This is a genomic window from Streptomyces sp. NPDC005706, from assembly GCF_040631045.1.
In the GTDB taxonomy this organism is placed as follows: domain Bacteria; phylum Actinomycetota; class Actinomycetes; order Streptomycetales; family Streptomycetaceae; genus Streptomyces.
The window spans coordinates 407,644-429,534 of sequence record NZ_JBEXYS010000001.1 but is presented as its reverse complement, the minus strand read 5'-3'; the positions used below and the strand labels follow the sequence as shown (position 1 = coordinate 429,534).

The 21,891-nt window shown below is 71.3% G+C and carries 19 protein-coding genes and 2 tRNA genes; 13 read left to right on the top strand and 8 right to left on the bottom strand.

Features of this window, described 5'->3' with window-relative positions; genetic code table 11:
- Nucleotides 1-79: 79 nt before the first annotated feature.
- Nucleotides 80-156: transfer RNA gene (locus tag ABZ478_RS01885), tRNA-Pro, on the bottom strand.
- A 162-nt stretch (nucleotides 157-318) separates the two neighbouring features.
- Between ABZ478_RS01885 and ABZ478_RS01880 the strand changes: the two genes are divergently transcribed.
- Nucleotides 319-389 (top strand) — tRNA-Gly (locus tag ABZ478_RS01880).
- 161 nt (nucleotides 390-550) lie between these two features.
- Here the strand turns inward: ABZ478_RS01880 and ABZ478_RS01875 are convergent.
- Nucleotides 551-745 (bottom strand): hypothetical protein, encoded by a 195-nt coding sequence (locus ABZ478_RS01875; RefSeq protein WP_136325240.1) that lies wholly within the window; start codon nucleotides 743-745, stop codon nucleotides 551-553.
- 534 nt (nucleotides 746-1,279) lie between these two features.
- Here ABZ478_RS01875 and ABZ478_RS01870 point away from each other — a divergent pair.
- Entirely contained in the window at nucleotides 1,280-2,374 is a 1,095-nt protein-coding gene (locus ABZ478_RS01870) for an acyltransferase family protein (protein WP_359544549.1), read from the top strand.
- A gap of 27 nt (nucleotides 2,375-2,401) precedes the next feature.
- Here ABZ478_RS01870 and ABZ478_RS01865 read toward each other — a convergent pair whose 3' ends face one another.
- Nucleotides 2,402-2,869, bottom strand: coding sequence for an HD domain-containing protein (locus ABZ478_RS01865; protein ID WP_358931381.1), 468 nt, complete (start codon nucleotides 2,867-2,869; stop codon nucleotides 2,402-2,404).
- A gap of 41 nt (nucleotides 2,870-2,910) precedes the next feature.
- Complete coding sequence (locus ABZ478_RS01860) at nucleotides 2,911-4,083, bottom strand: PP2C family protein-serine/threonine phosphatase (protein WP_359544548.1); 1,173 nt, start codon at nucleotides 4,081-4,083, stop codon at nucleotides 2,911-2,913.
- A gap of 174 nt (nucleotides 4,084-4,257) precedes the next feature.
- On the opposite strand from ABZ478_RS01860, the gene ABZ478_RS01855 reads away from it, so the two are divergent.
- Nucleotides 4,258-5,499: a GNAT family N-acetyltransferase gene (locus ABZ478_RS01855; protein ID WP_359544547.1), complete on the top strand. Its 1,242-nt coding sequence runs from the start codon at nucleotides 4,258-4,260 to the stop codon at nucleotides 5,497-5,499.
- Between the two features lie 33 nt (nucleotides 5,500-5,532).
- Here the strand turns inward: ABZ478_RS01855 and ABZ478_RS01850 are convergent, their stop codons facing one another.
- Together ABZ478_RS01850 and ABZ478_RS01845 are read right to left on the bottom strand one after the other, a co-directional pair.
- Complete coding sequence (locus ABZ478_RS01850; protein ID WP_359544546.1) at nucleotides 5,533-6,342, bottom strand: DNA-formamidopyrimidine glycosylase family protein; 810 nt, start codon at nucleotides 6,340-6,342, stop codon at nucleotides 5,533-5,535.
- Between the two features lie 94 nt (nucleotides 6,343-6,436).
- Entirely contained in the window at nucleotides 6,437-6,922 is a 486-nt protein-coding gene (locus ABZ478_RS01845) for a ribose-5-phosphate isomerase (protein ID WP_359544545.1), read from the bottom strand.
- 203 nt (nucleotides 6,923-7,125) lie between these two features.
- Here ABZ478_RS01845 and ABZ478_RS01840 point away from each other — a divergent pair, with 203 nt between their 5' ends.
- A complete protein-coding gene (locus ABZ478_RS01840; protein WP_359544544.1) occupies nucleotides 7,126-8,550 on the top strand; it encodes an amino acid permease in 1,425 nt (474 codons plus the stop codon).
- A 108-nt stretch (nucleotides 8,551-8,658) separates the two neighbouring features.
- On the opposite strand, the gene ABZ478_RS01835 is transcribed toward ABZ478_RS01840, so the two are convergent.
- Nucleotides 8,659-9,240, bottom strand: coding sequence for a biotin transporter BioY (locus tag ABZ478_RS01835; protein WP_359544543.1), 582 nt, complete (start codon nucleotides 9,238-9,240; stop codon nucleotides 8,659-8,661).
- Nucleotides 9,241-9,662: 422 nt separating this feature from the next.
- Here ABZ478_RS01835 and ABZ478_RS01830 point away from each other — a divergent pair, with 422 nt between their 5' ends.
- The 8 genes from ABZ478_RS01830 (at nucleotide 9,663) to ABZ478_RS01795 (ending at nucleotide 18,247) form a co-directional block, all read left to right on the top strand.
- Nucleotides 9,663-10,862, top strand: coding sequence for an ROK family transcriptional regulator (locus ABZ478_RS01830; RefSeq protein ID WP_359544542.1), 1,200 nt, complete (start codon nucleotides 9,663-9,665; stop codon nucleotides 10,860-10,862).
- 240 nt (nucleotides 10,863-11,102) lie between these two features.
- Nucleotides 11,103-12,170, top strand: a complete 1,068-nt coding sequence (locus ABZ478_RS01825) for an ABC transporter substrate-binding protein (protein WP_359544541.1) — start codon at nucleotides 11,103-11,105, stop codon at nucleotides 12,168-12,170.
- On the top strand, nucleotides 12,167-13,015 hold the full coding sequence (locus ABZ478_RS01820) for an ABC transporter permease (protein WP_359544540.1): 849 nt from the start codon (nucleotides 12,167-12,169) through the stop codon (nucleotides 13,013-13,015). Before ABZ478_RS01825 ends, ABZ478_RS01820 begins: the two co-directional genes overlap by 4 nt.
- Complete coding sequence (locus ABZ478_RS01815) at nucleotides 12,991-13,725, top strand: ABC transporter ATP-binding protein (RefSeq protein WP_359544539.1); 735 nt, start codon at nucleotides 12,991-12,993, stop codon at nucleotides 13,723-13,725. The genes ABZ478_RS01820 and ABZ478_RS01815 overlap by 25 nt, the downstream gene beginning before the upstream one ends.
- Complete coding sequence (locus ABZ478_RS01810) at nucleotides 13,722-15,059, top strand: LLM class flavin-dependent oxidoreductase (RefSeq protein WP_359544538.1); 1,338 nt, start codon at nucleotides 13,722-13,724, stop codon at nucleotides 15,057-15,059. The genes ABZ478_RS01815 and ABZ478_RS01810 overlap by 4 nt, the downstream gene beginning before the upstream one ends.
- A 14-nt stretch (nucleotides 15,060-15,073) precedes the next feature.
- On the top strand, nucleotides 15,074-15,964 hold the full coding sequence (locus tag ABZ478_RS01805) for a TauD/TfdA family dioxygenase (RefSeq protein WP_359544537.1): 891 nt from the start codon (nucleotides 15,074-15,076) through the stop codon (nucleotides 15,962-15,964).
- 119 nt (nucleotides 15,965-16,083) lie between these two features.
- Nucleotides 16,084-17,466: an amino acid permease gene (locus ABZ478_RS01800; protein ID WP_359544536.1), complete on the top strand. Its 1,383-nt coding sequence runs from the start codon at nucleotides 16,084-16,086 to the stop codon at nucleotides 17,464-17,466.
- Between the two features lie 133 nt (nucleotides 17,467-17,599).
- Nucleotides 17,600-18,247 carry a superoxide dismutase gene (locus ABZ478_RS01795; RefSeq protein ID WP_359544535.1) on the top strand — a complete coding sequence of 216 codons (648 nt, stop codon included), beginning with the start codon at nucleotides 17,600-17,602 and terminating at the stop codon, nucleotides 18,245-18,247.
- A 108-nt stretch (nucleotides 18,248-18,355) separates the two neighbouring features.
- On the opposite strand, the gene ABZ478_RS01790 is transcribed toward ABZ478_RS01795, so the two are convergent.
- Nucleotides 18,356-19,018, bottom strand: a complete 663-nt coding sequence (locus ABZ478_RS01790) for a DsbA family protein (RefSeq protein ID WP_359544534.1) — start codon at nucleotides 19,016-19,018, stop codon at nucleotides 18,356-18,358.
- A 164-nt stretch (nucleotides 19,019-19,182) separates the two neighbouring features.
- On the opposite strand from ABZ478_RS01790, the gene pepN reads away from it, so the two are divergent.
- Nucleotides 19,183-21,765, top strand: coding sequence for an aminopeptidase N (pepN, locus tag ABZ478_RS01785; RefSeq protein WP_359544533.1), 2,583 nt, complete (start codon nucleotides 19,183-19,185; stop codon nucleotides 21,763-21,765).
- Nucleotides 21,766-21,891: the final 126 nt, after the last annotated feature.

Genomic DNA, 21,891 nt, shown 5'->3' with positions numbered 1-21,891 from the left:
ACACACGGGCGCGCAGCTTGCATAGTAACCGCAGCCGGTCAGCGCCCCAAAAGGCGATCATCAGGATGCCGTGAGCCGGTGGTCGGGGTGGCGGGATTTGAACCCACGGCCTTCCGCTCCCAAAGCGGACGCGCTACCAAGCTGCGCCACACCCCGTCTGGTGCGACACGTAGGGTACATGTCCCGGCCGATTCCTTCGGCCGGTTTCACCACCGCCGCGCGTACGACATCGCCGCAGTCCAACACGTTGGCCTCCGCGGCGGGCGACCCGCTACGATGCTCTCCAGTGCCACGGTCGCAGACCGGCGGCGCGTTGTCGCGGGCGTAGCTCAATGGTAGAGCCCTAGTCTTCCAAACTAGCTACGCGGGTTCGATTCCCGTCGCCCGCTCCGCACGGTTCAGGGCCGGATGGTGGATCACTCCTCCATCCGGCCCTGAACGTTTTCCGCGGCGCCCCGCCCGTTCCCGGCGGAGCGATCACCCCGCCCCCGCACCCGCCCCGCCGGCCCTGGTGCGGGGCGCGCGCCGGTCGCGGGTGGGCGGGGTGCGGTCAGAAGCTGATCTGGTTGATCGTCTCCGCTATCGAGTTCATGAAGCGGTTGATCGACGGCGCCATGCCGGTCGAGGCGAGGAAGAAGCCGAAGAGGACGGCGACGATGGCCGGGCCGGCCTTGATGCTCCCCCCTCGGATCAGCACCACAAGGATGATCGCCAACAGCAGCACCACGGACAGTGAAATGGCCACAACTGATCACACCTTCGGTCGGTCCGCTCTCCCGGCCCTGGGACGCGGCCCCGCGCACCCCAGCCAGAACCATCGTGCCACCAACCCGGCCCTTGTATGCGGGTCGTGACACAACGTCGGGTGCCGGTCCGGCCCCCGAGAGGCCCCGCACGGTAATTCGACGCGCACACCGGCACCTGCGGCACAGGGAATTGCGCAGCTTGGTTTCCATGTCCACACATCATGTGCGCAGGTAATTCGAATTGATGACACAGAGGCAACGTATGCCCCAATTAGTCGGGATGAATCGGTACATCGGGGGCGAACGAGGGGTGTCGCTGTGCCCACCATCACGTGGACAGGGCAGGCAAGTTATGTAAATCAGGGGGTATCCGAACGTGATAACCAGGAATAACAGGCGGGGTTTTACGGAATCCCACAGTCGACGCTAGGGTGCCTGAGATGTTTGAAGCCGCCTCGTCCCCCGGCCAGAACCGCAGACCACTCCCCCCGGCGCAGTCGCCGGCCGACGGAGTGCCCGGTCCGCGTACCCCGATGAGCGAACAGAAGGGGCGGACGACGGTGGACAGACCGGGCAAACAGCGCGACTCGTTCTTCGACAACGCCAAGTACCTGGCCATCGCGCTGGTCGCGATGGGTCACGCCTGGGAGCCGCTGAAGGGCGACAGCCGCATCCTGGAAGGCCTCTACACGGTCGTGTACACCTTCCACATGCCGGCGTTCATCATCATCTCCGGCTTCTTCTCCCGCAGTTTCGACATGCGCCCGGACCGGCTGAAGCGGCTGATCACCGGCGTGGCCGTGCCGTACGTCCTCTTCGAGACGGCGTACCCGCTCTTCAAGAACGCAATCGACCACTCCCACGAGGAGATCAGCCTCCTCGATCCCTGGTACCTGACCTGGTTCCTGGTCGCCCTGTTCGTCTGGCGGCTCACCACCCCGGTGTGGAAGCTGGTGCGCTGGCCGCTGCCGGTGGCCATCGGCATCGCCATGCTGGCCAGCGTCACCCCGAACATCGGTGACGACCTCGACCTCCAGCGCGTGCTGCAGTTCCTGCCCTACTTCGTGCTCGGTCTGTGCATGAAGCCCGAGCACTTCCACATGGTGCGCCGGCGCTGGGTGCGGATCGCCTCGGTGCCGGTGTTCGCGGCCGCGCTCGCGTTCGGCTGGTGGGCGGTGCCGCGCATGAACACGGCGTGGTTCTACCACCGTGACTCCGCGCAGGAGCTGGGCGCGCCGTGGTGGATCGGCCCCGTGATGGTGCTCGCGATGATGGGCTGCTCGCTGCTGCTGACGGCGTGCTTCTTCGCCTGGGTGCCGCGCCGCCGCATGTGGTTCACCGCCCTGGGCGCGGGCACCCTGTACGGCTACCTGCTGCACGGCTTCCTGGTGAAGTTCGCCGACTACCGGGGCTGGTTCGACCACCCCGCGCTGCACCACCCGCTCGGCGAGATCCTGGTCACCGTCGTCGCGGCCGCCGTCGTCACACTGCTGTGCACCGCTCCGGTGCGGCGGATGTTCCGGTTCGCCATGGAGCCGAAGATGGCCTGGGCGTTCAAGCAGGACGCGGCCGAACTGGCCCGCGAGCGCCAGCAGAAGGAGCGCGAGCGCGAGAAGGTCAGCGCCTAGCCTCCCCTCTCGGCACCAGCCTCCCGCTCAGCGCCCGGCCTCACCCTGGCCGAGACCGAGAAGCGCGCGCATCCGCGCGTACTTCTCGGTCAGTCGTCTCCGGGTCGGTTCGTCCAGCACCGCCAGCCGGGCCGGGTCGGCGTTGTGCGCCAGGTCGGCCTCCTTCACCAGCAGCGCGCCCGGGGTGGCGAGGATGCGCCGCGCGTACGCCCCGGGTTCCTCGCCGGCCCGCTTGGTGACGGCGCGCACGACGGCCTTGGTGCGTTCCGTCAGGGCGGCGCCCTCGAGCCACTCCTCGCTCAGCGCGCCGTCCTCCACGGCGTCGTGCAGCCAGGCCGCCGCGATCTGTTCGGCGTCACCGCCACGGGCGCGTACCCCTTCGGCGACGGCCGCGAGGTGTTCGGCGTACGGCCGCCCCGCCTTGTCGGTCTGTCCTTCGTGCGCGGCCCGCGCGAGGCTCTCGACCTCGTCGGGGCCGAGTGGCGTCCCGTTCATCGCCCCAGTGTCCCCGGTGCGCGGAACGTCCGGTACCCGGGTCAGCGGGGGACCGACGAGGTCTCGCGGCAGATCAGCAGCAGGGCCCGGTCGTCGTTGACGTCCTTGGCGACCGCCTCGATGAGGTGCCAGGCGGCGCCGTGGAAGCCGCCGGCGACATAGCGGTCGGCCTCGCCGGTGAGGCGGTCGATGCCCTCGACGATGTCCCGGTCCGAGGTCTCCACCAGGCCGTCCGTGAAGAGCATGAGCACGTCGCCGGGCCGCAGCGAGCCCTTGGTGGAGTCGAACTGGGCGCCGTCGTACACCCCGAGCAGCGGGCCCTCGGCGGCCTTCTCCTCCCAGCGGCCGTTGCCCGCGCTGAGCTGGAGGCCCGGCGGGTGCCCCGCGGAGTACAGCTCGTAGTCACCGGAGTCCAGGTCCAGGACGAGGTGGATGGAGGTGGCGAAGCCCTCGTCCCAGTCCTGGCGGAGCAGGTAGCCGTTGGCCGCCGGGAGGAAGGCGTGCGGCGGCAGGGAGCCGAGCAGGCCGCCGAAGGCGCCGGAGAGCAGCAGGGCGCGCGATCCGGCGTCCATGCCCTTGCCGGAGACGTCCGTGAGGACGACCTCGAGGGTGCGGCCCCCGTTGGTGCGGGCCGCGACGACGAAGTCGCCCGAGAAGGACTGGCCGCCCGCCGGGCGCAGCGCCATCTCGTGGTGCCAGCCCTGCGGCAGCTTCGGCAGCGTGCTCTGCACCCGGATCCGCTCGCGCAGGTCGAACAGCATGGTGCCGCCGCGCCGCCAGGGCACGCCGACCCGGCTGCGGAACTGTGCGGTGAGCAGACCGAAGAAGCCGCACGCGGCGACCACCAGGACGACGCCCGGGGTGACCCGTGAGGGCCCCTCGGTGTACGGGCCGAGCCGCACCGACTCCACGATCAGCGCGGTGGCCGCGGCGGCGTACAGGCCGAGCAGGCTGGCCGGGCGCAGCACCAGGCCGCCCGCGACGATCGGCAGCACCAGCGCGCCCGGCGAGAACCACACGGAGTTGCCGAGTGTCAGGGCCGTGAGGACGGGAATGGTGAGCAGCAGGCCGACGAGCGCGATCCAGTCCGAGCCGTTGCCGCGGAAGTAGTCCACGGCGCTTCTGCGCAGGCCGACGCGGACCCGGTGCCACTGCATCTTCCACCGGGCCGTGAACGTCTCGGCCTTCGCTCGCCGCTCTCGTCCTGCTGCCATCAGTTCGGGACCCTATCCATCGGACCAGCCACTTGGCACGGGAGGTCCCACTTGTCCCCCGTGCGGGCTCCGCTTCGCGGTTCGACTTCACAGTGAACGGCACTCGGGGCCGTCGCGCCGCCGCCTGGGAGAAATTCGCTGGCTCGTCCCGGGACGCGCTGGTAGGCATGGTTCATGGCGACCGAGCGTGTGACCGAGCTGACAGTGCTGCGCCCCGAGCAGTGGGACGGGTGGTTCGACCACCTGATCCGTGCCTTCGGTGCCGGTGAGGCCTCCGCCGAGGAGCGCGAACTGGACCGGTCGGTCACCGAGTTCGACCGTTCCCTGGCGGCCCGGGACGGGGACACGCTCGTGGGGACGGCCGGGGCCTTCAGCTTCCGGATGACCGTGCCCGGCGGTGCCCGGGTGCCCACCGCGGGCGTCACCATGGTGAGCGTCGCCGCCACGCACCGGCGGCGCGGGGTGCTGACCTCGATGATGCGGCGCCAGCTCGACGAAGTGCGCGCGCTCGGTGAGCCGCTGGCGGCGCTGACCGCCTCCGAGCCGGCGATCTACGGCCGGTTCGGGTACGGCGCGGCGACCTTCCAGCTGCAGGCGGAGATCGACACGAGCCGGGTGGCGCTGGCCCCGGTCGCAGGCGCCGGGGAGGTGCGGCTGCGGTACGCGCAGCCCGCCGAGGTGCTGGCCGAGTGCGAGTCGGTGTACGCGGCGCTGGTGCCCCGCAGGCCCGGGATGCTGGCCCGGCAGCCGAACTGGGAGCGGGCCGGTCTGGTCGACCCGGCGAGCGGCCGGGACGGCGCGTCGGCGCTGCAGTGCGTGGTGGCCGGGCGGGACGGCGCGGTCACCGGGTTCGCCCGGTTCCGCACCAAGCTCGGCTGGGGTCCGAGCGGGCACGACGGCACGGTGACGCTGGAGGACCTGGCCGCGCTGGATCCGGCGACCGACGCGGCGCTGTGGCGCTTCCTGTTCGACATCGACCTGATGACGACCCTGAACGTGCGCGGGCGGCCGGTCGACGACGCCTGGCAGTACCTGGTCTCCGACATCCGGCGCTGCCGGCCGCGCTTCCGGGACGCGTGCCATCTCCGTCTCGTCGAGGTCGGTGCGGCGCTGTCGGCCCGCACCTACCAGGCGCCGGTCGACGTCGTGTTCGAGGTGGAGGACGCCTTCTGCCCCTGGAACGCCGGGCGTTGGCGGCTGACCGGTGACGCGAAGGGCGCGTCCTGCGAGCGCACCCGGGACGCCGCCGATGTGGAGCTGTCCGTACGGGAGTTGGGGGCGGCGTACCTGGGCGGGGTGTCGCTGCTGTCGCTGGCGGCGGCCGGCCGGGTGCGTGAGCTGCGGCCGGGGGCGCTGGCGGAGGCGTCGGTGGCGTTCGGCTCTCCGGTGACGCCGTGGCTGCCGCACGGCTTCTGACGCGGAGGGGCTGAGCCCCGCCCGCCCCTCGGGTCAGGGTTTCTGGCAGGTGGGGCACCAGAAGAGGTTGCGGGCGGCCAGGCCGGCGGTGCGTATGCCGGTGCCGCAGATGTGGCAGGGCTGGGTGGCCCGCCGGTACACGTACACCTCGCCGCCGTGGTCGTCCACGCGGGGCGGGCGGCCCATGGCCTCGGGGGTGTGCTCGGGGCGGACGGTGTCGATGCGGTTGTCGCGCACGCCCTCGCGCATGAGCGCGACCAGGTCGGCCCAGATCGCCTCCCACTCGGCCGGGGTGAGGTCCCGGCCCGGGCGGTAGGGGTCGATGCCGTGCCGGAAGAGGACCTCGGCCCGGTACACGTTGCCGACCCCGGCGATGACCTTCTGGTCCATCAGCAGCGCGGCGACGGTCGTACGGCTGCGGGAGATCCTGCGGTACGCGGCGCCCGGGTCGGCGTCCGCGCGGAGCGGGTCGGGGCCGAGCCGGTCGTGCACCGCCCGCTTCTCGGCGTCGGTGATCAACGCGCAGGTGGTGGGGCCGCGCAGGTCGACGTACGCGGTGTCGTGGGCGAGCCGGAGCCGGACGGTGTCGGTGGGCGGGGGCGCGGGGGCCGGGCCGAAGGCGACCTTGCCGAAGAGGCCGAGGTGGATGTGGACCCAGTCGGTGTCCCGGAACCGGAGGAACAGGTGCTTGCCGTGGGCCTCGGTGCCGGTCAGAAGGGCGCCGTCCAGCAGGTCCGCCGCATCGGAGAACTTGCCCTGGGGGCTGGTCACCCGGGGGGCGGTGCCCTCGAAGCGCTCGGCGTAGTCCTGGGCCAGCCGGTGGATGGTGTGCCCTTCTGGCACGGCTGAGGTGTCCTTTCCTGCCGCTGCCCGCCGGCCCGTCCCGGCCGGTTGAGAGGCTGCGAGGGCCCGGTACCGGTCCGGGCCCTCGGGGGCGCTACTGCTGCGGGTGGTGGGCCGGGATCGGGGGCAGGTCGCCGGTCGTCTCGTAGGCGGCGAGCATGTCGATGCGCCGGATGTGACGCTCGTCACCGGAGAACGGGGTGTTGAGGAACACCTCGACGAACTTCGTCGCCTCCTCCGTGCTGTGCATGCGCGCGCCCACGGCGACGACGTTGGCGTCGTTGTGCTGGCGGCCGAGCCCGGCGGTCTCCTCGCTCCAGGCCAGCGCCGCGCGCACGCCCTTCACCTTGTTCGCGGCGATCTGCTCCCCGTTGCCGGAGCCGCCGATCACGATGCCGAGCGCGTCGGGGTCGGCGGCGGTCCGCTCGGCCGCGCGCAGGCAGAAGGGCGGGTAGTCGTCCTGGGCGTCGTAGATGTGGGGCCCGCAGTCGACGGGCTCGTGCCCCGCCGCCTTGAGCCAGTCGACGAGGTGGTTCTTGAGTTCGTAGCCCGCATGGTCGGAGCCGAGATACACGCGCATGGGACGAGTGTGACACGCCGGTTTCGGGGCAGCAGCCGCGGGTGTGACATCGGCAGAATGTGAATCGGGCCATAGATCCTCAAGAGAACCTCAAGTAACAATCTGGATTCAGAGGTTCCTGAATCCGTTCACCTCGGATTCACTGGACCGGCTCGTACACCGCTCGTGCGGGCAGCTCCACCTGGCGTAAAGGAAATCCGTCCATGACCCCTGGTTCGGGCCTTCAAGCAGGACTGAAAAACCGCCATCTGACGATGATCGCGATCGGTGGCGTCATCGGAGCCGGCCTCTTCGTCGGCTCCAGTACCGGTATCGCCACCGCGGGACCGGGCATTCTTCTGTCGTACGCGCTCGTCGGCACGCTCGTGGTGCTGGTGATGCGCATGCTCGGCGAGATGTCGGCCGCCAACCCCACCTCCGGTTCGTTCTCCGCGCACGCCGACCGTGCGCTGGGACCCTGGGCCGGTTTCTCCATCGGCTGGCTCTACTGGTTCTTCTGGGTCGTCGTGCTGGCCGTGGAGGCCACCGCCGGCGCGAAGATCCTCGAGGGCTGGATACCGGCCGTGCCCCAATGGGGCTGGGCGCTCATCGTGATGACCGTCCTGACCGCGACCAACCTGGTCTCGGTCGGCTCCTACGGCGAGTTCGAGTTCTGGTTCGCCGGCATCAAGGTCGTGGCGATCGGCGCGTTCATCGTCGTCGGCCTGCTGGCCGTGTTCGGCGTGCTGCCGGGCGCGCACACCGACAAGGCGAGCTTCGCCAACCTCACCTCGCACGGCGGCTTCCTGCCACACGGCCCCGGCGCGATCCTCACGGGTGTGCTGCTGGTCGTCTTCTCCTTCATGGGCAGCGAGATCGCTACTCTCGCGGCCGGCGAGTCGGAGGACCCGCAGCGCGCCGTCACCAAGTCCACCAACAGCATCATCTGGCGTATCGGCGTCTTCTACCTGGGCTCGATCCTGATCGTGGTCACCCTGCTGCCGTGGAACGACCCGGCCATCCAGAAGGACGGCTCGTACGTCGCCGCCCTGGGCTCCCTGGGCATCCCGCACGCCGGCCAGTTCATGAACTTCATCGTGCTGACCTCGGTGCTGTCCTGCCTGAACTCCGGTCTGTACACGGCCTCCCGGATGGCGTTCTCGCTCGGCCAGCGCGGTGACGCGCCCAAGGCGTTCGCGCGGACCACGTCCCGCGGTGTGCCGCGGGCCGCGATCCTCGCGTCGGTGCTCTTCGGTTTCGCCGCCGTGTTCTTCAACTACAAGTTCCCGGACACGGTCTTCCTCTTCCTGCTCAACTCCAGTGGCGCGGTCGCCCTGTTCGTGTGGCTGGCGATCTGCTTCTCGCAGCTGCGGATGCGCCGGATCATCCAGCGGGAGGCGCCGGAGAAGCTCGTCGTGAAGATGTGGCTGTACCCGTACCTGACCTGGGCCACGGCCGTGCTGATCATCGGCATCTTCGGCTACATGCTGACCGACACCGAGGGCGAGAGCAGCGGCCGGACGACCGTGGAGCTCTCCCTCCTGGTGGCCGCACTCGTGATCGCGGCCTCTCTGATCAAGCAGAAGATCGCGGGCCGCCGGCCGGCTCCGGCCGTGGAGGACGCCGCGGAGAAGGTGTCCGTCGGCTGACCGCACCCGGCACACCGCCATGACGAAGGGGAGGGAGTCCCGTCGGGACTCCCTCCCCTTCGTCGTTCGTACGCCCGGCCGGGGCGTGGCCCCCGAAGGGGCGGGGCGTCAGCGCCTGCCGGTGAGCTTCCAGGCGGCGGGCAGCGCGCCCATGGCCAGCGCCGCCTTCAGGGCGTCGCCGATCAGGAACGGGGTGAGGCCGGCGGCGACGGCCTGGGAGAAGGACAGGTGGGCGGCCAGGGCCAGGTACGGCACGCCGACCGCGTAGATGATCGCCTCGCCGAGGACCATCGTGCCCGCCATGCGCAGCGGGGAGCGGTCGGCGCCGCGGCGGGCCAGGGCGCCGACGGCGGCGGAGGCGAGCAGCATGCCGAGGACGTAACCGAAGGAGACGGCGCCCGCGCCGGAGCCGCCTTCCGCGAACCACGGCAGGCCGGCCACGCCCGCGAGCGCGTAGAGGGCGAGGGAGAGGAAGCCGCGGCGGGCGCCGAGGGCGGTGCCGACGAGCAGCGCGGCGAAGGTCTGGCCGGTCACCGGCACCGGGGAGCCGGGCACGGGCACCGAGAGCTGGGCCGCGAGGCCGGTGAGCACGGCACCGCCGAGCACAAGCGCGATGTCGCGGGTCCGCGAAGCGGGCAGCAGGTCGGCGAGGACTTCGCCGGGGCGGACGGTTGCGGTGGCGGTGCTCATGGGGACTCCGCGTGGGGCGAGGGCAGATGGGACACCGTGACGCTATCCCGACGGCCACGCGGTGATCACCGTCAGCGCTCGACAAAGGGGGGAACGAGGGCTTGGTGGGCTCCCGACAAAGGGTGGCGGTTACACCCGGTACGGCGTGACAACGGTCACTGAGGCGGGGACGCGCAGCTCACTCGGCGGGCCGCCGACGGGACTGTGGAACCCCGCCAATGAACCCTAGTGGACTGGTCGGATTCCCCCTTCCTGCCCTACGCTTCCGGCATGGTTGCCCAGGCCCGGTACTTCACGTCGCGTCGCTATGTCGACCTGCGACGGCAGGGCACGGCCACCTGTCGCCGTCCGGGGTAGGGGCGCGTCCCGGCGCGCCCTCGCCCTCCGAGACGTGTCGGCCCCGTTCCCGAGGACGGTCCCCCATGCCCCGTACCGCGGCATCCACCCTTGTCTCCCCCGTTCCCCGCGCCGCCGACAGCGACCGGCGGCGCACGAGTGCCAGTGTCGTGCTGCGGTCCGTACTGGAGCACGGACCGGTGGCACGCAGCACCGTCGCCCGGCTGACCGGGCTCTCCCCCGCGGCCGTGACCGAGCACTGCGCCCGGCTGGCCGGACTCGGGCTGCTCCGCGAGGAGGCGGCGCCGCGCCGCTCGAACGGCGTCGGCCGTCCGCATGTCCCCGTCGACCTCGACACCGGGCGGTTCGTGGTCGGCGGGGTGCACGTGGCCGTGCCGTACACCACGGTCGCGCTGCTCGATCTGCGCGGCCGGGTGGTCGCCCGGCGCGAGCTGAAGCACGAACGGCCGGACCCGCACCGGGTGCTGGCCCGCGCCGCCGACGGGCTGGCCGCGCTGCTCGCGCGGGCGCCGGACCGCCGCCCGCTGGGGATCGGTGTCGCCGCCGGCGGCTGGGTGGACCGGGAGTCGGGCACCGTCGTCGAGCACGAACTGCTGGGCTGGCGCGAGGTGCCGGTGCGGGAGCTGCTCGAGGACCGCACCGGCCTGCCGGTCCATGTCGACGGGCACGCGCGGGCGTTGGTGAGCGGTGAGCGGCTGTTCGGGCGGGCCCGGGGCAGCCGGAGCGTGCTGCACCTGTTCGTCGGCAACATGGTCGACGCGGCGTTCGCCACCAACGACGAGGTGCACCACGGGCCCCGCTCGCAGGCCGGTGCGATCGCCCACCTTCCGGTGCCGGGCGGCACCGAACGGTGCGTCTGCGGCCGTACGGGGTGCCTGCAGGCCGAGTTGAGCGAGCGGACGCTGTGCCGGCGGGCCCGGGCGGCCGGTGTGACCGACTCGGGCAACCCGATGCACGTGGTGGCCGCGGCGGCGGCCGGTGACGCGGTGGCCCGCCGGCTGCTGGTGGAGCGGGCGCGGGCGACGGGCCGGGCGGCCGGGCTGCTGCTGGACGTGCTCAACCCGGAGACGGTCGTGGTGACCGAGGTGGGCGCGATGCGCTTCGACGACTGCCTGGCCGCGCTGCGGGAAGCGGCCGGGAAACGACGGGCGGCATCCGTGGTGCCGACGAGTTTCCCCGATTCGGTGCTCGCGGTGGCGGGCGGCTCGGTGATGCTTGACGTGCTGTTCCGGGATCCGCTGGGCGCGTCACCTGAGGCTATTTAATTCAGAAACTCGGAATGTTGACAGGGGGCGGCGATGGCGGAGAACATGCTGGTCATGAACCCGCTCACGAGTTGTCGCACCCTCTGTTGCTGACATGTTGCCGCGCATGAAGCGCGTGTTTCCGTCTGCGTGAGTTCTCTTTCCAACAGCTCTCCCATGAGCTTTTCTTCCGGCTTTCCGCCGGGAATTCCGGCTGCCTTCCGGCTTGCCTTCCGCTTTGCGTACCCAGGGAGTCCTCCCATGTCTGCTCCGCCTGTCACCGGTCTCGACCGCCGCCTGTTCCTGACCTCCCTGCTCGGCGCGTCCGCCGCCGTCGCGGGTCTCAGCGGCTGCGCGGGCGGCAGCGCCGCCGCCGACAGCGAGGGCGCCCTCACCCGCCCCCTCGCGGCCAAGGTCCCGGCCGGCACCAGCCTGAAGATCTCCTCCTACCAGAACGTCCAGCAGCTCCAGTTCAAGCTGGCCAAGCTGCCCGCGCTGCCGTTCGAGGTGTCCGACTGGCTCAACATCGGGGCCGGCCCCGACGTCATCAACGCCTTCCGCGCCAAGTCCCTCGACCTCGCCAACAACGCGGGCATCCCGCCGATCCAGGCGCACTACCAGGGCTTCGACGCGAAGATCGTGGCGATCAACGTGACCCGCAAGCCCAACTACCTCTTCGCCACCAAGCCCGGCAGCGACATCCGCAGGGCCGAGGACTTCCGCGGCAGGAAGCTCGCCTTCTCGCAGGGCCAGGCGCAGGGTGTCGTGCTGCTGCGGGCGCTGAAGAAGGCGGGCCTGAAGTACGACCAGGTGACGCTGGTCCCGCTGACCAGCAACCAGTTCCTGACCGCCCTGCAGTCCGGCCAGGTCGACGTGGCCCCGCTCGGCAACAGCCAGGCGCCCGCCTATCTCAAGCAGTACGGGAGCAAGGGCGCCCGCGTCATCAAGACCGACGTCGTCGACCTGCTCAACCTGCTGTGGGCACCGCGGTCCGTGCTCGCCGACCCGGCGAAGGCCGCCGCGGTCGCCGCGTACATCCCGCACTGGGCCAAGGGCCAGGTGTGGAGTTACGAGCACCCGGACGTGTGGGACGAGGAGTTCTACGTCAAGACGCAGAACCTGACCCTCGACCAGGCGAAGTCCATCACCGCGCTCGCCAACAAGCCGCTGTTCCCGCCCAGCTGGGACGAGGCGATCAAGTGGGAGCAGGAGACCGCCGACCTGCTCGCCGAGGGCGGATTCGTGAAGAAGTTCGACGTCTCCTCGCTCTTCGACCACCGCTTCGAAGCCATCGCCGCCCGGGCCGTGGCGGCGGAGTACCGGAGGTGAGCGCCGTGACCACGACCACGACCGCCGTGGCGGCACCGGCCACCCCGGAACCGCCCCAGGTGCGCCGGCGCCGGCGGCTCTCCCCCGGACGCCGGCTGCCCGCCGCCCGGCTCGCCGGCCCGCTCGCCGTCCTCGTCCTGTGGGCCGTCGCCTCGGCCGCGGGCGCGCTCGACCCGGGCGCGATACCGGCGCCCTGGACGGTGCTGAGGACCGCCGGCCACCTGTGGACCGACGGCACGCTGCCCACGGACGTGCTCACCTCGCTCAGGCGGGCCGCCTACGGCTTCGCGATCGGCCTGACCGCCGGGGTGCTGCTGGCGCTGGCCTCCGGGCTCAGCCGGGCCGGGGAGGCGCTGATCGACGGGACGGTGCAGCTCAACCGGGCGATCCCGACCCTGGGTCTGATCCCGCTGTTCATCCTCTGGCTGGGCATCGGCGAGACCTTCAAGATCGCCATCATCGCGATCGTCGTCTACATCCCCATCTACCTGAACACGCACGCCGCGCTGTCCGGCATCGACACCCGGTTCGTCGAACTCGCGGAGGTGCAGGGCCTGTCCAGGTTCGCCTTCGTCCGGCGGGTGGTGATCCCCGGGGCGCTGCCCGGATTCTTCGTGGGTCTCCGGCTCGGTGTCACCGGCTCCTGGCTGGGCCTGGTGGTCCTGGAGCAGATCAACGCCACCAGCGGCCTCGGCTACCTGATGTTCCAGGCGCAGAACTACGGCCAGAGCGACGTCATCCTGGTCGGCCTGCTGATCTACGGCGTCTTCGGCCTGATCTCCGACAGCGTGGTCCGACTCATCGAACGGAGGGTGCTGTCGTGGCGCCGCACACTGAGCAGCTGACCCGGCCCGCGGTACGACTGCGCGGCCTGACCCGGTCGTTCGGCGGCCGTACCGTCCTCGACGGCATCGACCTCGACCTGCCCGCCGGCCAGTTCACCGCCCTGCTCGGGCACAGCGGCTCGGGCAAGTCCACCCTGCTGCGGGCCGTCGCCGGACTCGATCACGGAGTCGCCGGCAGCGGGCGGCTCAGCGCCCCGGAGCGGGTGTCGGTGGTCTTCCAGGACTCCCGGCTGCTGCCCTGGGCCCGGGTGCTGGACAACGTCCTGCTCGGCACCGAGGGCAAGGACGCCGAACAGCGCGGCCGGGCGGCCCTGGAGGAGGTGGGTCTCGGCGGCCGCGAGCGGGCCTGGCCGGGCGAGCTGTCCGGCGGCGAGGCACAGCGCGCCGCCCTCGCCCGCTCCCTGGTCCGCGAGCCCGAACTGCTGCTGGCGGACGAGCCGTTCGGGGCGCTGGACGCGCTGACCCGGATCCGGATGCACAACCTGCTGCGCGAGCTGTGGAAGCGGCACCGGCCCTCCGTGCTGCTCGTCACCCACGACGTGGACGAGGCGATCGTGCTCGCCGACCGGGTCCTCGTCCTGGACCGGGGCCGCATCGGCCTCGACCTGACCATCGACCGTCCCCACCCGCGCTCCTACCGGGAGCCGGTGCTGGGCGAGTACCGCGAGCGGCTGCTGGCCGCGCTCGGTGTCACGGAGGACCACGAGTGACCGCGAGACAGCTTCACCTCAACGCGTTCCTGATGAACACCGGCCACCACGAGGCGTCGTGGCGGCTGCCGGAGAGCGATCCGTACGCGCACGTCGACCTCGCCCACTACGTGCGGCTGGCCCGGATCGCCGAGCGCGGCACCTTCGACTCGCTCTTCCTCGCCGACGGCCCGCAGCTGTGGAGCAACCTGGCCCAGCGCCCGGCCGGCGCCCTGGAACCGCTCACCCTGCTCACCGCGCTGGCGACGGCCACCGAGCACATCGGGCTGATCGCCACCGCCTCCACCTCCTACAACTCCCCCTACAACCTGGCCCGCAGATTCGCCTCGCTGGACATCGTCAGCGGCGGCCGGGCCGGCTGGAACATCGTCACCACCGCGGGCCGGGAGGCCGCCCGCAACTTCGGTCTGGACGCCGAACCCGCGCACGCCGAGCGGTACGCCCGCGCGGCCGAGTTCCTCGACGTGTCCCTCAAGCTCTGGGACAGCTGGGAGGACGACGCGATCGTCGCCGACAAGGCGGCCGGCGTCTGGGGCGACGACAGCAAGATCCACCCGCCCCGGCACCAGGGGACGTACTTCGGCGTCGAGGGCGCCCTGAACGTGCCGCGTTCCCCGCAGGGCTACCCGTTGCTGGTGCAGGCCGGCTCCTCCGAGGACGGCAAGGCCTTCGCCGCCCGGTACGCGGAGGCCGTGTTCACCGCCCAGCAGACCCTCGCGGACGCCCAGGCCTTCTACGCCGACCTCAAGTCCCGCACGGCCGGGGCGGGCCGGGACCCCGAGCACATCAAGGTGCTGCCCGGCATCGTCCCGGTGCTCGGCTCGACCGAGGCCGAGGCGCGGGCCGGCGAGCGGCTGCTGGAGGACCACATCGTGCCCGAGCACGGCCGGGCCCGGCTGGAGAGCCTGCTGCACCTGGAGCCCGGCACCCTCGAACTCGACCGGCGGCTGCCCGAGGACCTGCCGCCGGAGTCCGCCATCGAGGGCGCCAAGAGCCGCTACACCCTCGTGGTGGAGCTGGCCCGGCGCGAGCGGCTGACCGTGCGGCAGCTGATCGGCCGGCTCGGCGGCGGGCGCGGGCACCTCACCTTCGCCGGGACGCCCGAGCAGGTCGCCGGCCAGATCGAGACCTGGTTCGCCCAGGGCGCCGCCGACGGCTTCAACATCATGCCCGCCGTACTGCCCTCCGGCCTGGAGGCCTTCGTCGAGCACGTCGTGCCGATCCTGCGCGAGCGCGGCCTGCTGCGCACCGGCTACGGGCCGCGCCGGACCCTGCGGGAGCGCTACGGCCTGCCCCGCCCCGCCAACCAGTACGTCACGCCCGCCCTCGTCTGAAAGGACCACCGAACATGTCCCTCGAGATCACCAAGGTCACCGCTCGCATCGGCGCCCGTGTCTCCGGCGTCGACATCTCCCGGCCGCTCGCCCCGGAACAGGTCGCCGGCGTCCGCGAGGCGCTGAACGCCCACAAGGCGCTCGTCTTCGACGACGTGCGCCTGGACGACGCCGGCCAGCAGGCGTTCGTCCGTCACCTCGGCGACCTCACCACCGCCCATCCGACGGTCGGCGCCGTCGAGGGCTCCCCGAACGTGCTGCCGGTGGACAGCGAGCGGGGCCGCGCCAACCACTGGCACACCGACGTCACCTTCGTCCTCAACCCGCCGCAGGCCAGCACCCTGCGCTCGATCACCGTCCCGCCGTACGGCGGCGAGACCCTGATCGCCAACGCGGCGGCCGCCTACCGCGACCTGCCCGAGCCGCTGCGCCGGCTCGCCGACACCCTGTGGGCCGAGCACACCAACGACTACGACTACGCCGTGCCGGAAGAGGCGGTCGACGAGGAGAAGGCCGCCCAGCGCGCCCGGTTCACGTCGATCAAGTACCGCACCGCCCATCCGGTGGTCCGCGTCCACCCGCTGACCGGTGAGCGCGGGCTGTTCATCGGCGGGTTCGCGCAGCGGATCGTGGGGCTGTCGGTGGGCGAGTCCCGCAAGATCCTCGATCTGCTCCAGGCGTACGTCACCCGCCCGGAGAACGTGCTGCGCCACCGCTGGTCGCCGAACCAGCTCGTGCTCTTCGACAACCGCATCACCCAGCACTACGCCATCGACAACTACGACGGGCGGCCGCGCCGGCTGCACCGGGTGACCGCCGCCGGTGACGTCCCGGTCGGTGTCGAGGGCAAGGAGAGCTACTCGATCGAGGGCGACGCCTCGCACTACACCCCGGTCGCCGCGTAACCGGAGTCTCACCCTTCGTACAGCGCGTGTCCGGATGCTGGGCGGCCCCTTCGCGGGAGCGAACGGGCCGCCCAGACTGGCCGGGTTTTTGCCCGCCGATGACTGGACGAGCCGCGCCCATGCCCCACAGCACCCTCCAGACGCCACCGCGGCAGCGGTCCGGCGACTCCCTCTCCCACGGTCTCAAGCAGCGCCACCTGTCGATGATCGCCCTCGGCGGAGTGATCGGCGCCGGCCTGTTCGTCGGCTCCGGCGCCGGTATCGCGGCGGCCGGACCCTCCATCGTCGTCGCGTACGCGATCTCCGGTGTGCTGGTGATGCTGGTGATGCGGATGCTCGGCGAGATGTCGGCCGCCTACCCGTCCTCGGGATCGTTCTCCGCCCACGCCGAGCGGGCCATCGGCCCCTGGGCAGGGTTCGCCGCCGGCTGGTCGTTCTGGGTGCTGCTGTGCACCGCGGTGGGCCTGGAGGGCATCGGCGCCGCGAAGATCGTGCAGGGCTGGCTGCCGGGCACCCCGCAGTGGGCCTGGGTGGCGCTGTTCATGCTGGTGTTCTGCGGTGCGAACCTCGCGGCCGTGAAGAACTTCGGCGAGTTCGAGTTCTGGTTCGCGGCGCTGAAGGTCGGCGCGATCGGCCTGTTCCTGGTCCTCGGCGGCCTGGCCGTCGCCGGCGTCCTGCCCGGCACCCACTCCCCCGGCACCTCCCACCTCGGCGACTTCCTGCCCAACGGCAGCGAGGGCCTGGTGATCGGCCTGCTGGCCTCGGTCTTCGCCTACGGCGGCCTGGAGACGGTCACCATCGCGGCGGCCGAGTCGCAGGACCCGGTCAAGGGCGTGGCGAGCGCGGTGCGCACCGCGATGTGGCGGATCGCCCTGTTCTACATCGGCTCGATGGCGGTCATCGTGACCCTGGTCCCGTGGAACGCGAAGTCCGTCGTGACGGACGGCCCGTACGTCGCGGCCCTGCGGCAGATCGGCCTCCCCGGCGCCGACCAGGTGATGAACGTGGTCATCCTGGTGGCCCTGCTGTCGGCGATGAACGCCAACATCTACGGCTCCTCGCGCATCGCCTACTCGCTGGTCGAGCGCGGCCAGGGTCCGAAGGCGCTGGCGAAGGTCTCCGGCGGGGTGCCGCGCATCGCCGTCCTCGTCTCGTCGGTCGTCGGCTTCGGGTGCGTGCTGCTCAGCTACTGGCGGCCGGACGACGTCTTCGCCTGGCTGCTGAACATGATCGGCGCGGTGATCCTGGTCGTCTGGATCTTCATCGCGGTCTCCCAGCTGCTGCTGCGCCGCCGCATCGAGCGCGAGGCGCCCGAGAAGCTGGCCGTGCGGATGTGGGCGTTCCCGTACCTCACCTGGGTCGCCCTGGCCGGCATGGCGGCGATCTTCGTCCTCATGGCCCGGGAGCCGGACACCCGCCTGCAACTGCTGTCGACCGGCGGCATGACGCTGTTCCTCGCGGCCGTGGGCTACGCCCGGCAGCGGGCCCGCGCCAGGAGCTGACCCGGCGCCGCTCCGCTCCCACCCCGAAGGCCCCCGTGTGCGACACACGGGGGCCTTTGTGTCGCCCACGCCTTGTTGTTGCTAGCGTGTAGTTGCAAGAGACTTGCAATAAGGTTCGGAGGGGAACCCGCCCATGCCCGTGTACGCGCTGCCCGACCTGCCCTACGACTACTCCGCGCTCGCCCCCGTGATCAGCCCCGAGATCGTCGAGCTGCATCACGACAAGCACCATGCGGCCTATGTGAAGGGCGCCAACGACACCCTGGAGCAGCTCGCCGAGGCGCGCGAGAAGGAGGCGTGGGGCTCGCTCAACGGCCTGGAGAAGAACCTGGCCTTCCACCTCTCGGGGCACATCCTGCACTCGGTCTACTGGCAGAACATGACCGGCCCGAAGGAGGGCGGCGGCGAGCCCCTCGCGGCCGACGGCGTGGGTGAACTGGCCGAGGCGATCAGGGAGTCGTTCGGCTCCTTCGCCGCCTTCCGGACCCAGCTCTCCAAGGCCGCCGCCACCACTCAGGGTTCAGGCTGGGGCGTACTGGCGTACGAGCCGCTGAGCGGCCGGCTGATCGTGGAGCAGGTCCACGACCACCAGGGCAACGTCGGCCGGGGCTCGACCCCGATCCTCGTCTTCGACGCCTGGGAACACGCCTTCTACCTGCAGTACCGCAACCAGAAGGCGGACTTCGTCGAGGCCATGTGGCAGGTCGTGAACTGGCAGGACGTGGCCCGGCGCCACGAGGCCGCCAGGTCCCGCGCGGACGTGCTGCCGCCCGCCCCCTGAGAACGTCCCGCCTCGTGATCGTCTTCTCACCCTTCACGACGGCGGGCGGATGAGGGAGGGCCCCCGCGAGGACAGGACTCGCGGGGGCCCTCCGGCTGTGCGCGGGCTCTACAGGTTGCTGAAGTCCGGGCCCTTGGTGCGGGTCCGCTTGATCTCGTAGAAGCCGGGGACGGAGGCGACCGCGAGGGTGCCGTCCCACAGGCGGGCCGCCTCCTCGCCCTTGGGGGCGGGGGTGACGACGGGGCCGAAGAAGGCGATCTGCTCGCCGTCGGGGCCCGGCACCGCGATGACCGGGGTGCCGACGTCCTGGCCGACCTTCTCGATGCCCTCCTTGTGGGAGGCGCGCAGCTCGGCGTCGAACTCGAAGTCCTGCTGCTCGGCGTACTCGATCAGCTCGGCGGGCAGGCCGACGTCCGCGAGCGCGCCCGCGACGGCCTCCAGGGTGGGGCCCTCGCCGTTGTTGTGGATGCGGGTGCCGAGCGCGGTGTAGAGCGGGCCGAGGATGTCCGCCCCGTGCTTCTGCCAGGCGGCGGTGACCACGCGCACCGGCTGCCAGGCCTTGGTGGCGAGCATGTCGCGGTAGTCCTCGGGCAGCTCGTCCAGCCGGTTCTCGTTGAGGACGGCGAGGCTCATGATGTGCCAGCTGACCTCGATGTCCCGGACCTTCTCGACCTCCAGCACCCAGCGGGAGGTCATCCAGGCCCAGGGGCACAGCGGGTCGAACCAGAAGTCCACGGGGGTCTTGCCGGAGGGGTTCGCGGTCTCGGACATGCTTCTCCTCAGCGAAGGTCGTTTGAAGCGGCAACAGAACCGCCGCTGCGGCCATTCCCGCCCCGGCCGTGTCGAGGGCTTTCCCTGATGTGCCGTGTCAGGTGCGCATGGCAGGATCGGTCCTGTTGTGAGGTGACCGTGCGACCACGAAGGAGTGCCACGACGTGCCCGGTGAGAATCTGACCCGTGACGAGGCCCGGGAGCGGGCCGCCCTGCTGTCGGTGGACGGCTACGAGGTGGCGCTGGACCTGCGGTCCGCCCCCGGGGGCGGGGGCGCCGAACCGCACACCTTCCGTTCGGTGACGGTGATCAGGTTCCGCTGCAACGAGCCGGGCGCGTCGAGCTTCGCCGACCTGATCGCGCCGGGCGTGACCTCGGTCACGCTCAACGGGAAGGACCTGGACCCCGGCGCGGTCTTCGACGGCTCCCGGATCCTGCTGGAGGACCTCGCCGCCGAGAACGAGCTGACGGTCGACGCCGAGTGCGCCTACTCCCGCACCGGCGAGGGCATGCACCGCTTCGTCGACCCCGAGGACGGCGAGGTCTACCTCTACACCCAGTACGAGCCGGCCGACGCCCGCCGGGTCTACGCCAACTTCGAGCAGCCGGACCTGAAGGCGCCGTACCGCTTCGAGGTGCGGGCGCCCGAGGGCTGGACGGTGTGGAGCAACGGCGCAGGTGAACTCGTGGACGGCGTCTGGCGGTTCGCGGAGACCAAGCCGATCTCGACGTACATCACCTGCGTGGTGGCGGGGCCGTACCACTACGTGACGGACCGCTACGAGCGGGTCTTCGAGGACGGCACGAGGCTGGAGATCCCGCTGGGCGCGATGTGCCGCAAGGGCCTCGCCCCGCACTTCGACGCCGAGGACGTCTTCCTGGTCACCAAGCAGGGCCTGGACTTCTTCCACGACCACTTCGACTACCCGTACCCGTTCGGGAAGTACGACCAGGCGTTCGTCCCCGAGTACAACCTCGGGGCGATGGAGAACCCGGGTCTGGTGACCTTCCGCGAGGAGTACATCTTCCGCGGCAAGGTGACGCAGGCGTCGTACGAGGCGCGGGCCAACGTGATCCTGCACGAGATGGCCCACATGTGGTTCGGCGACCTGGTCACCATGGAGTGGTGGGACGACCTGTGGCTGAAGGAGTCCTTCGCGGACTTCATGGGCACGTTCGCCAACGTCGGCGCGACCCGCTTCACCGACGCCTGGATCACCTTCGCCAACCGTCGCAAGGCCTGGGCCTACCGCGCGGACCAGCTGCCCTCCACGCACCCGATCACGGCGGACATCCGCGACCTGCAGGACGCCAAGCTCAACTTCGACGGCATCACGTACGCCAAGGGCGCCTCCGTGCTCAAGCAGCTGGTGGCGTACGTCGGCCGGGACGCCTTCCTCGAGGGCGCCCGCCGCTACTTCAAGCGCAACGCCTACGGCAACACCCGCCTCGGCGACCTGCTGTCGGTGCTGGCGGAGACCAGCGGCCGGGACATGACGGTGTGGGCCCGGTCCTGGCTGCAGACGGCCGGCGTCAACTCGCTGACCCCGCAGGTGCTGCTGGACACCGAGGGCGGCCGGATCGCCGAGCTGGCCGTGGTCCAGGAGGCGCCCGAGACGCACCCGGAGCTGCGTCCGCACCGGGTCGCGGTGGGCCTGTACCGGCGGACGCCCGAGGGCGCGCTGGAGCGGTACGCGCGCGTGGAGACGGACGTCGAGGGTCCGCGCACGGTCGTGGCGGAGCTGGCCGGTGCCCAGGCGCCGGAGCTGGTGCTGGTCAACGACGACGACCTGACGTACTGCAAGGTCCGCTTCGACGAGACCTCGCTGGCCACCCTGCGTGAGCACCTGGGCGCGCTCACCGACCCGCTGGCCCGCGCCCTGTGCTGGTCGGCGCTGTGGAACTCGACCCGTGACGGCCTGCTCCCCGCCCGGGACTTCATCGGCCTGGTGCTCCGGTTCGCGGGCCGCGAGTCCGACATCGGGGTGCTGCAGATGCTGCACGCCTGGGCCAACTCGGCGCTGGTGCACTACGCGGCGCCGGCGTGGCGGGCCACCGGCGAGCGGCTGGTGGCCGAGGGCGCGCTGCGCGAGCTGCGGGCGGCCGGGCCGGGCAGCGAGCAGCAGCTCGCCTGGGCGCGCTTCTTCGCCGCGGTGGCGTCGGCGGAGGCGGACCTCGCCCTGCTGAAGGGCCTGCTGGACGGCACGGAGACGGTCGAGGGACTGGCGGTGGACCAGGAGCTGCGGTGGGCGTTCCTGGAGCCGCTGGCGGCGCACGGCACGGCGGACGAGGCGGCGCTGGCGGCCGAACTGGCCCGCGACGACACGGCGTCCGGCAAGCGGCACCAGGTCCGCTGTCTGGCGGCCCGCCCGTCGGCGGCGGTGAAGGCGCAGGCCTGGGCGCAGGTGGTGGAGTCCGACAAGCTGTCCAACGCGCTCGTGGAGGCGACCATCGCGGGCTTCGGCCCGCCCTCGCAGCGGGAGCTGACCGCGCCGTACGCGGAGAAGTACTTCGCGGTGATCGAGCGGGTGTGGCGGGAGCGGTCGATCCAGATCGGCATGGACGTCGTGCGCGGTCTGTACCCCTCCCACCAGGACCGGCCGGAGACGCTGGCGGCGACCGACGCCTGGCTCGAGGCGCACGCGGACGCTGCCCCGGCGCTGCGCCGGCTGGTGCTGGAGGCACGGGACGATCTGGCGCGGGCGCTGCGCGCACAGGAGTGCGACGCGGCGGCGGCCGGCCGGTGAGCCTTGGCCAGGGATTCCGCTCTCGGTGACCGTTACGGAATTCAGTCAATAGCAGCCGTAACCCCTGGTCCGTAACCGAGCGGACCAGGGGTTTCCGGCCCCTACTCGGCATCCGAACACCCGTCC

Excerpts from the sequence above, each read along its gene's own strand:
- ABZ478_RS01830 (WP_359544542.1), top strand. The coding sequence starts at position 9,663 with ATGCCCCGTACCGCGGCATCCACCCTTGTCTCCCCCGTTCCCCGCGCC.
- ABZ478_RS01840 (WP_359544544.1), top strand. The coding sequence starts at position 7,126 with ATGACCCCTGGTTCGGGCCTTCAAGCAGGACTGAAAAACCGCCATCTG.
- ABZ478_RS01795 (WP_359544535.1), top strand. The coding sequence starts at position 17,600 with ATGCCCGTGTACGCGCTGCCCGACCTGCCCTACGACTACTCCGCGCTC.
- ABZ478_RS01805 (WP_359544537.1), top strand. The coding sequence starts at position 15,074 with ATGTCCCTCGAGATCACCAAGGTCACCGCTCGCATCGGCGCCCGTGTC.
- ABZ478_RS01865 (WP_358931381.1), bottom strand. The coding sequence starts at position 2,869 with ATGAACGGGACGCCACTCGGCCCCGACGAGGTCGAGAGCCTCGCGCGG.
- ABZ478_RS01835 (WP_359544543.1), bottom strand. The coding sequence starts at position 9,240 with ATGAGCACCGCCACCGCAACCGTCCGCCCCGGCGAAGTCCTCGCCGAC.
- ABZ478_RS01845 (WP_359544545.1), bottom strand. The coding sequence starts at position 6,922 with ATGCGCGTGTATCTCGGCTCCGACCATGCGGGCTACGAACTCAAGAAC.
- ABZ478_RS01855 (WP_359544547.1), top strand. The coding sequence starts at position 4,258 with ATGGCGACCGAGCGTGTGACCGAGCTGACAGTGCTGCGCCCCGAGCAG.
- ABZ478_RS01790 (WP_359544534.1), bottom strand. The coding sequence starts at position 19,018 with ATGTCCGAGACCGCGAACCCCTCCGGCAAGACCCCCGTGGACTTCTGG.
- ABZ478_RS01800 (WP_359544536.1), top strand. The coding sequence starts at position 16,084 with ATGCCCCACAGCACCCTCCAGACGCCACCGCGGCAGCGGTCCGGCGAC.
- ABZ478_RS01825 (WP_359544541.1), top strand. The coding sequence starts at position 11,103 with ATGTCTGCTCCGCCTGTCACCGGTCTCGACCGCCGCCTGTTCCTGACC.
- ABZ478_RS01870 (WP_359544549.1), top strand. The coding sequence starts at position 1,280 with ATGAGCGAACAGAAGGGGCGGACGACGGTGGACAGACCGGGCAAACAG.
- ABZ478_RS01860 (WP_359544548.1), bottom strand. The coding sequence starts at position 4,083 with ATGGCAGCAGGACGAGAGCGGCGAGCGAAGGCCGAGACGTTCACGGCC.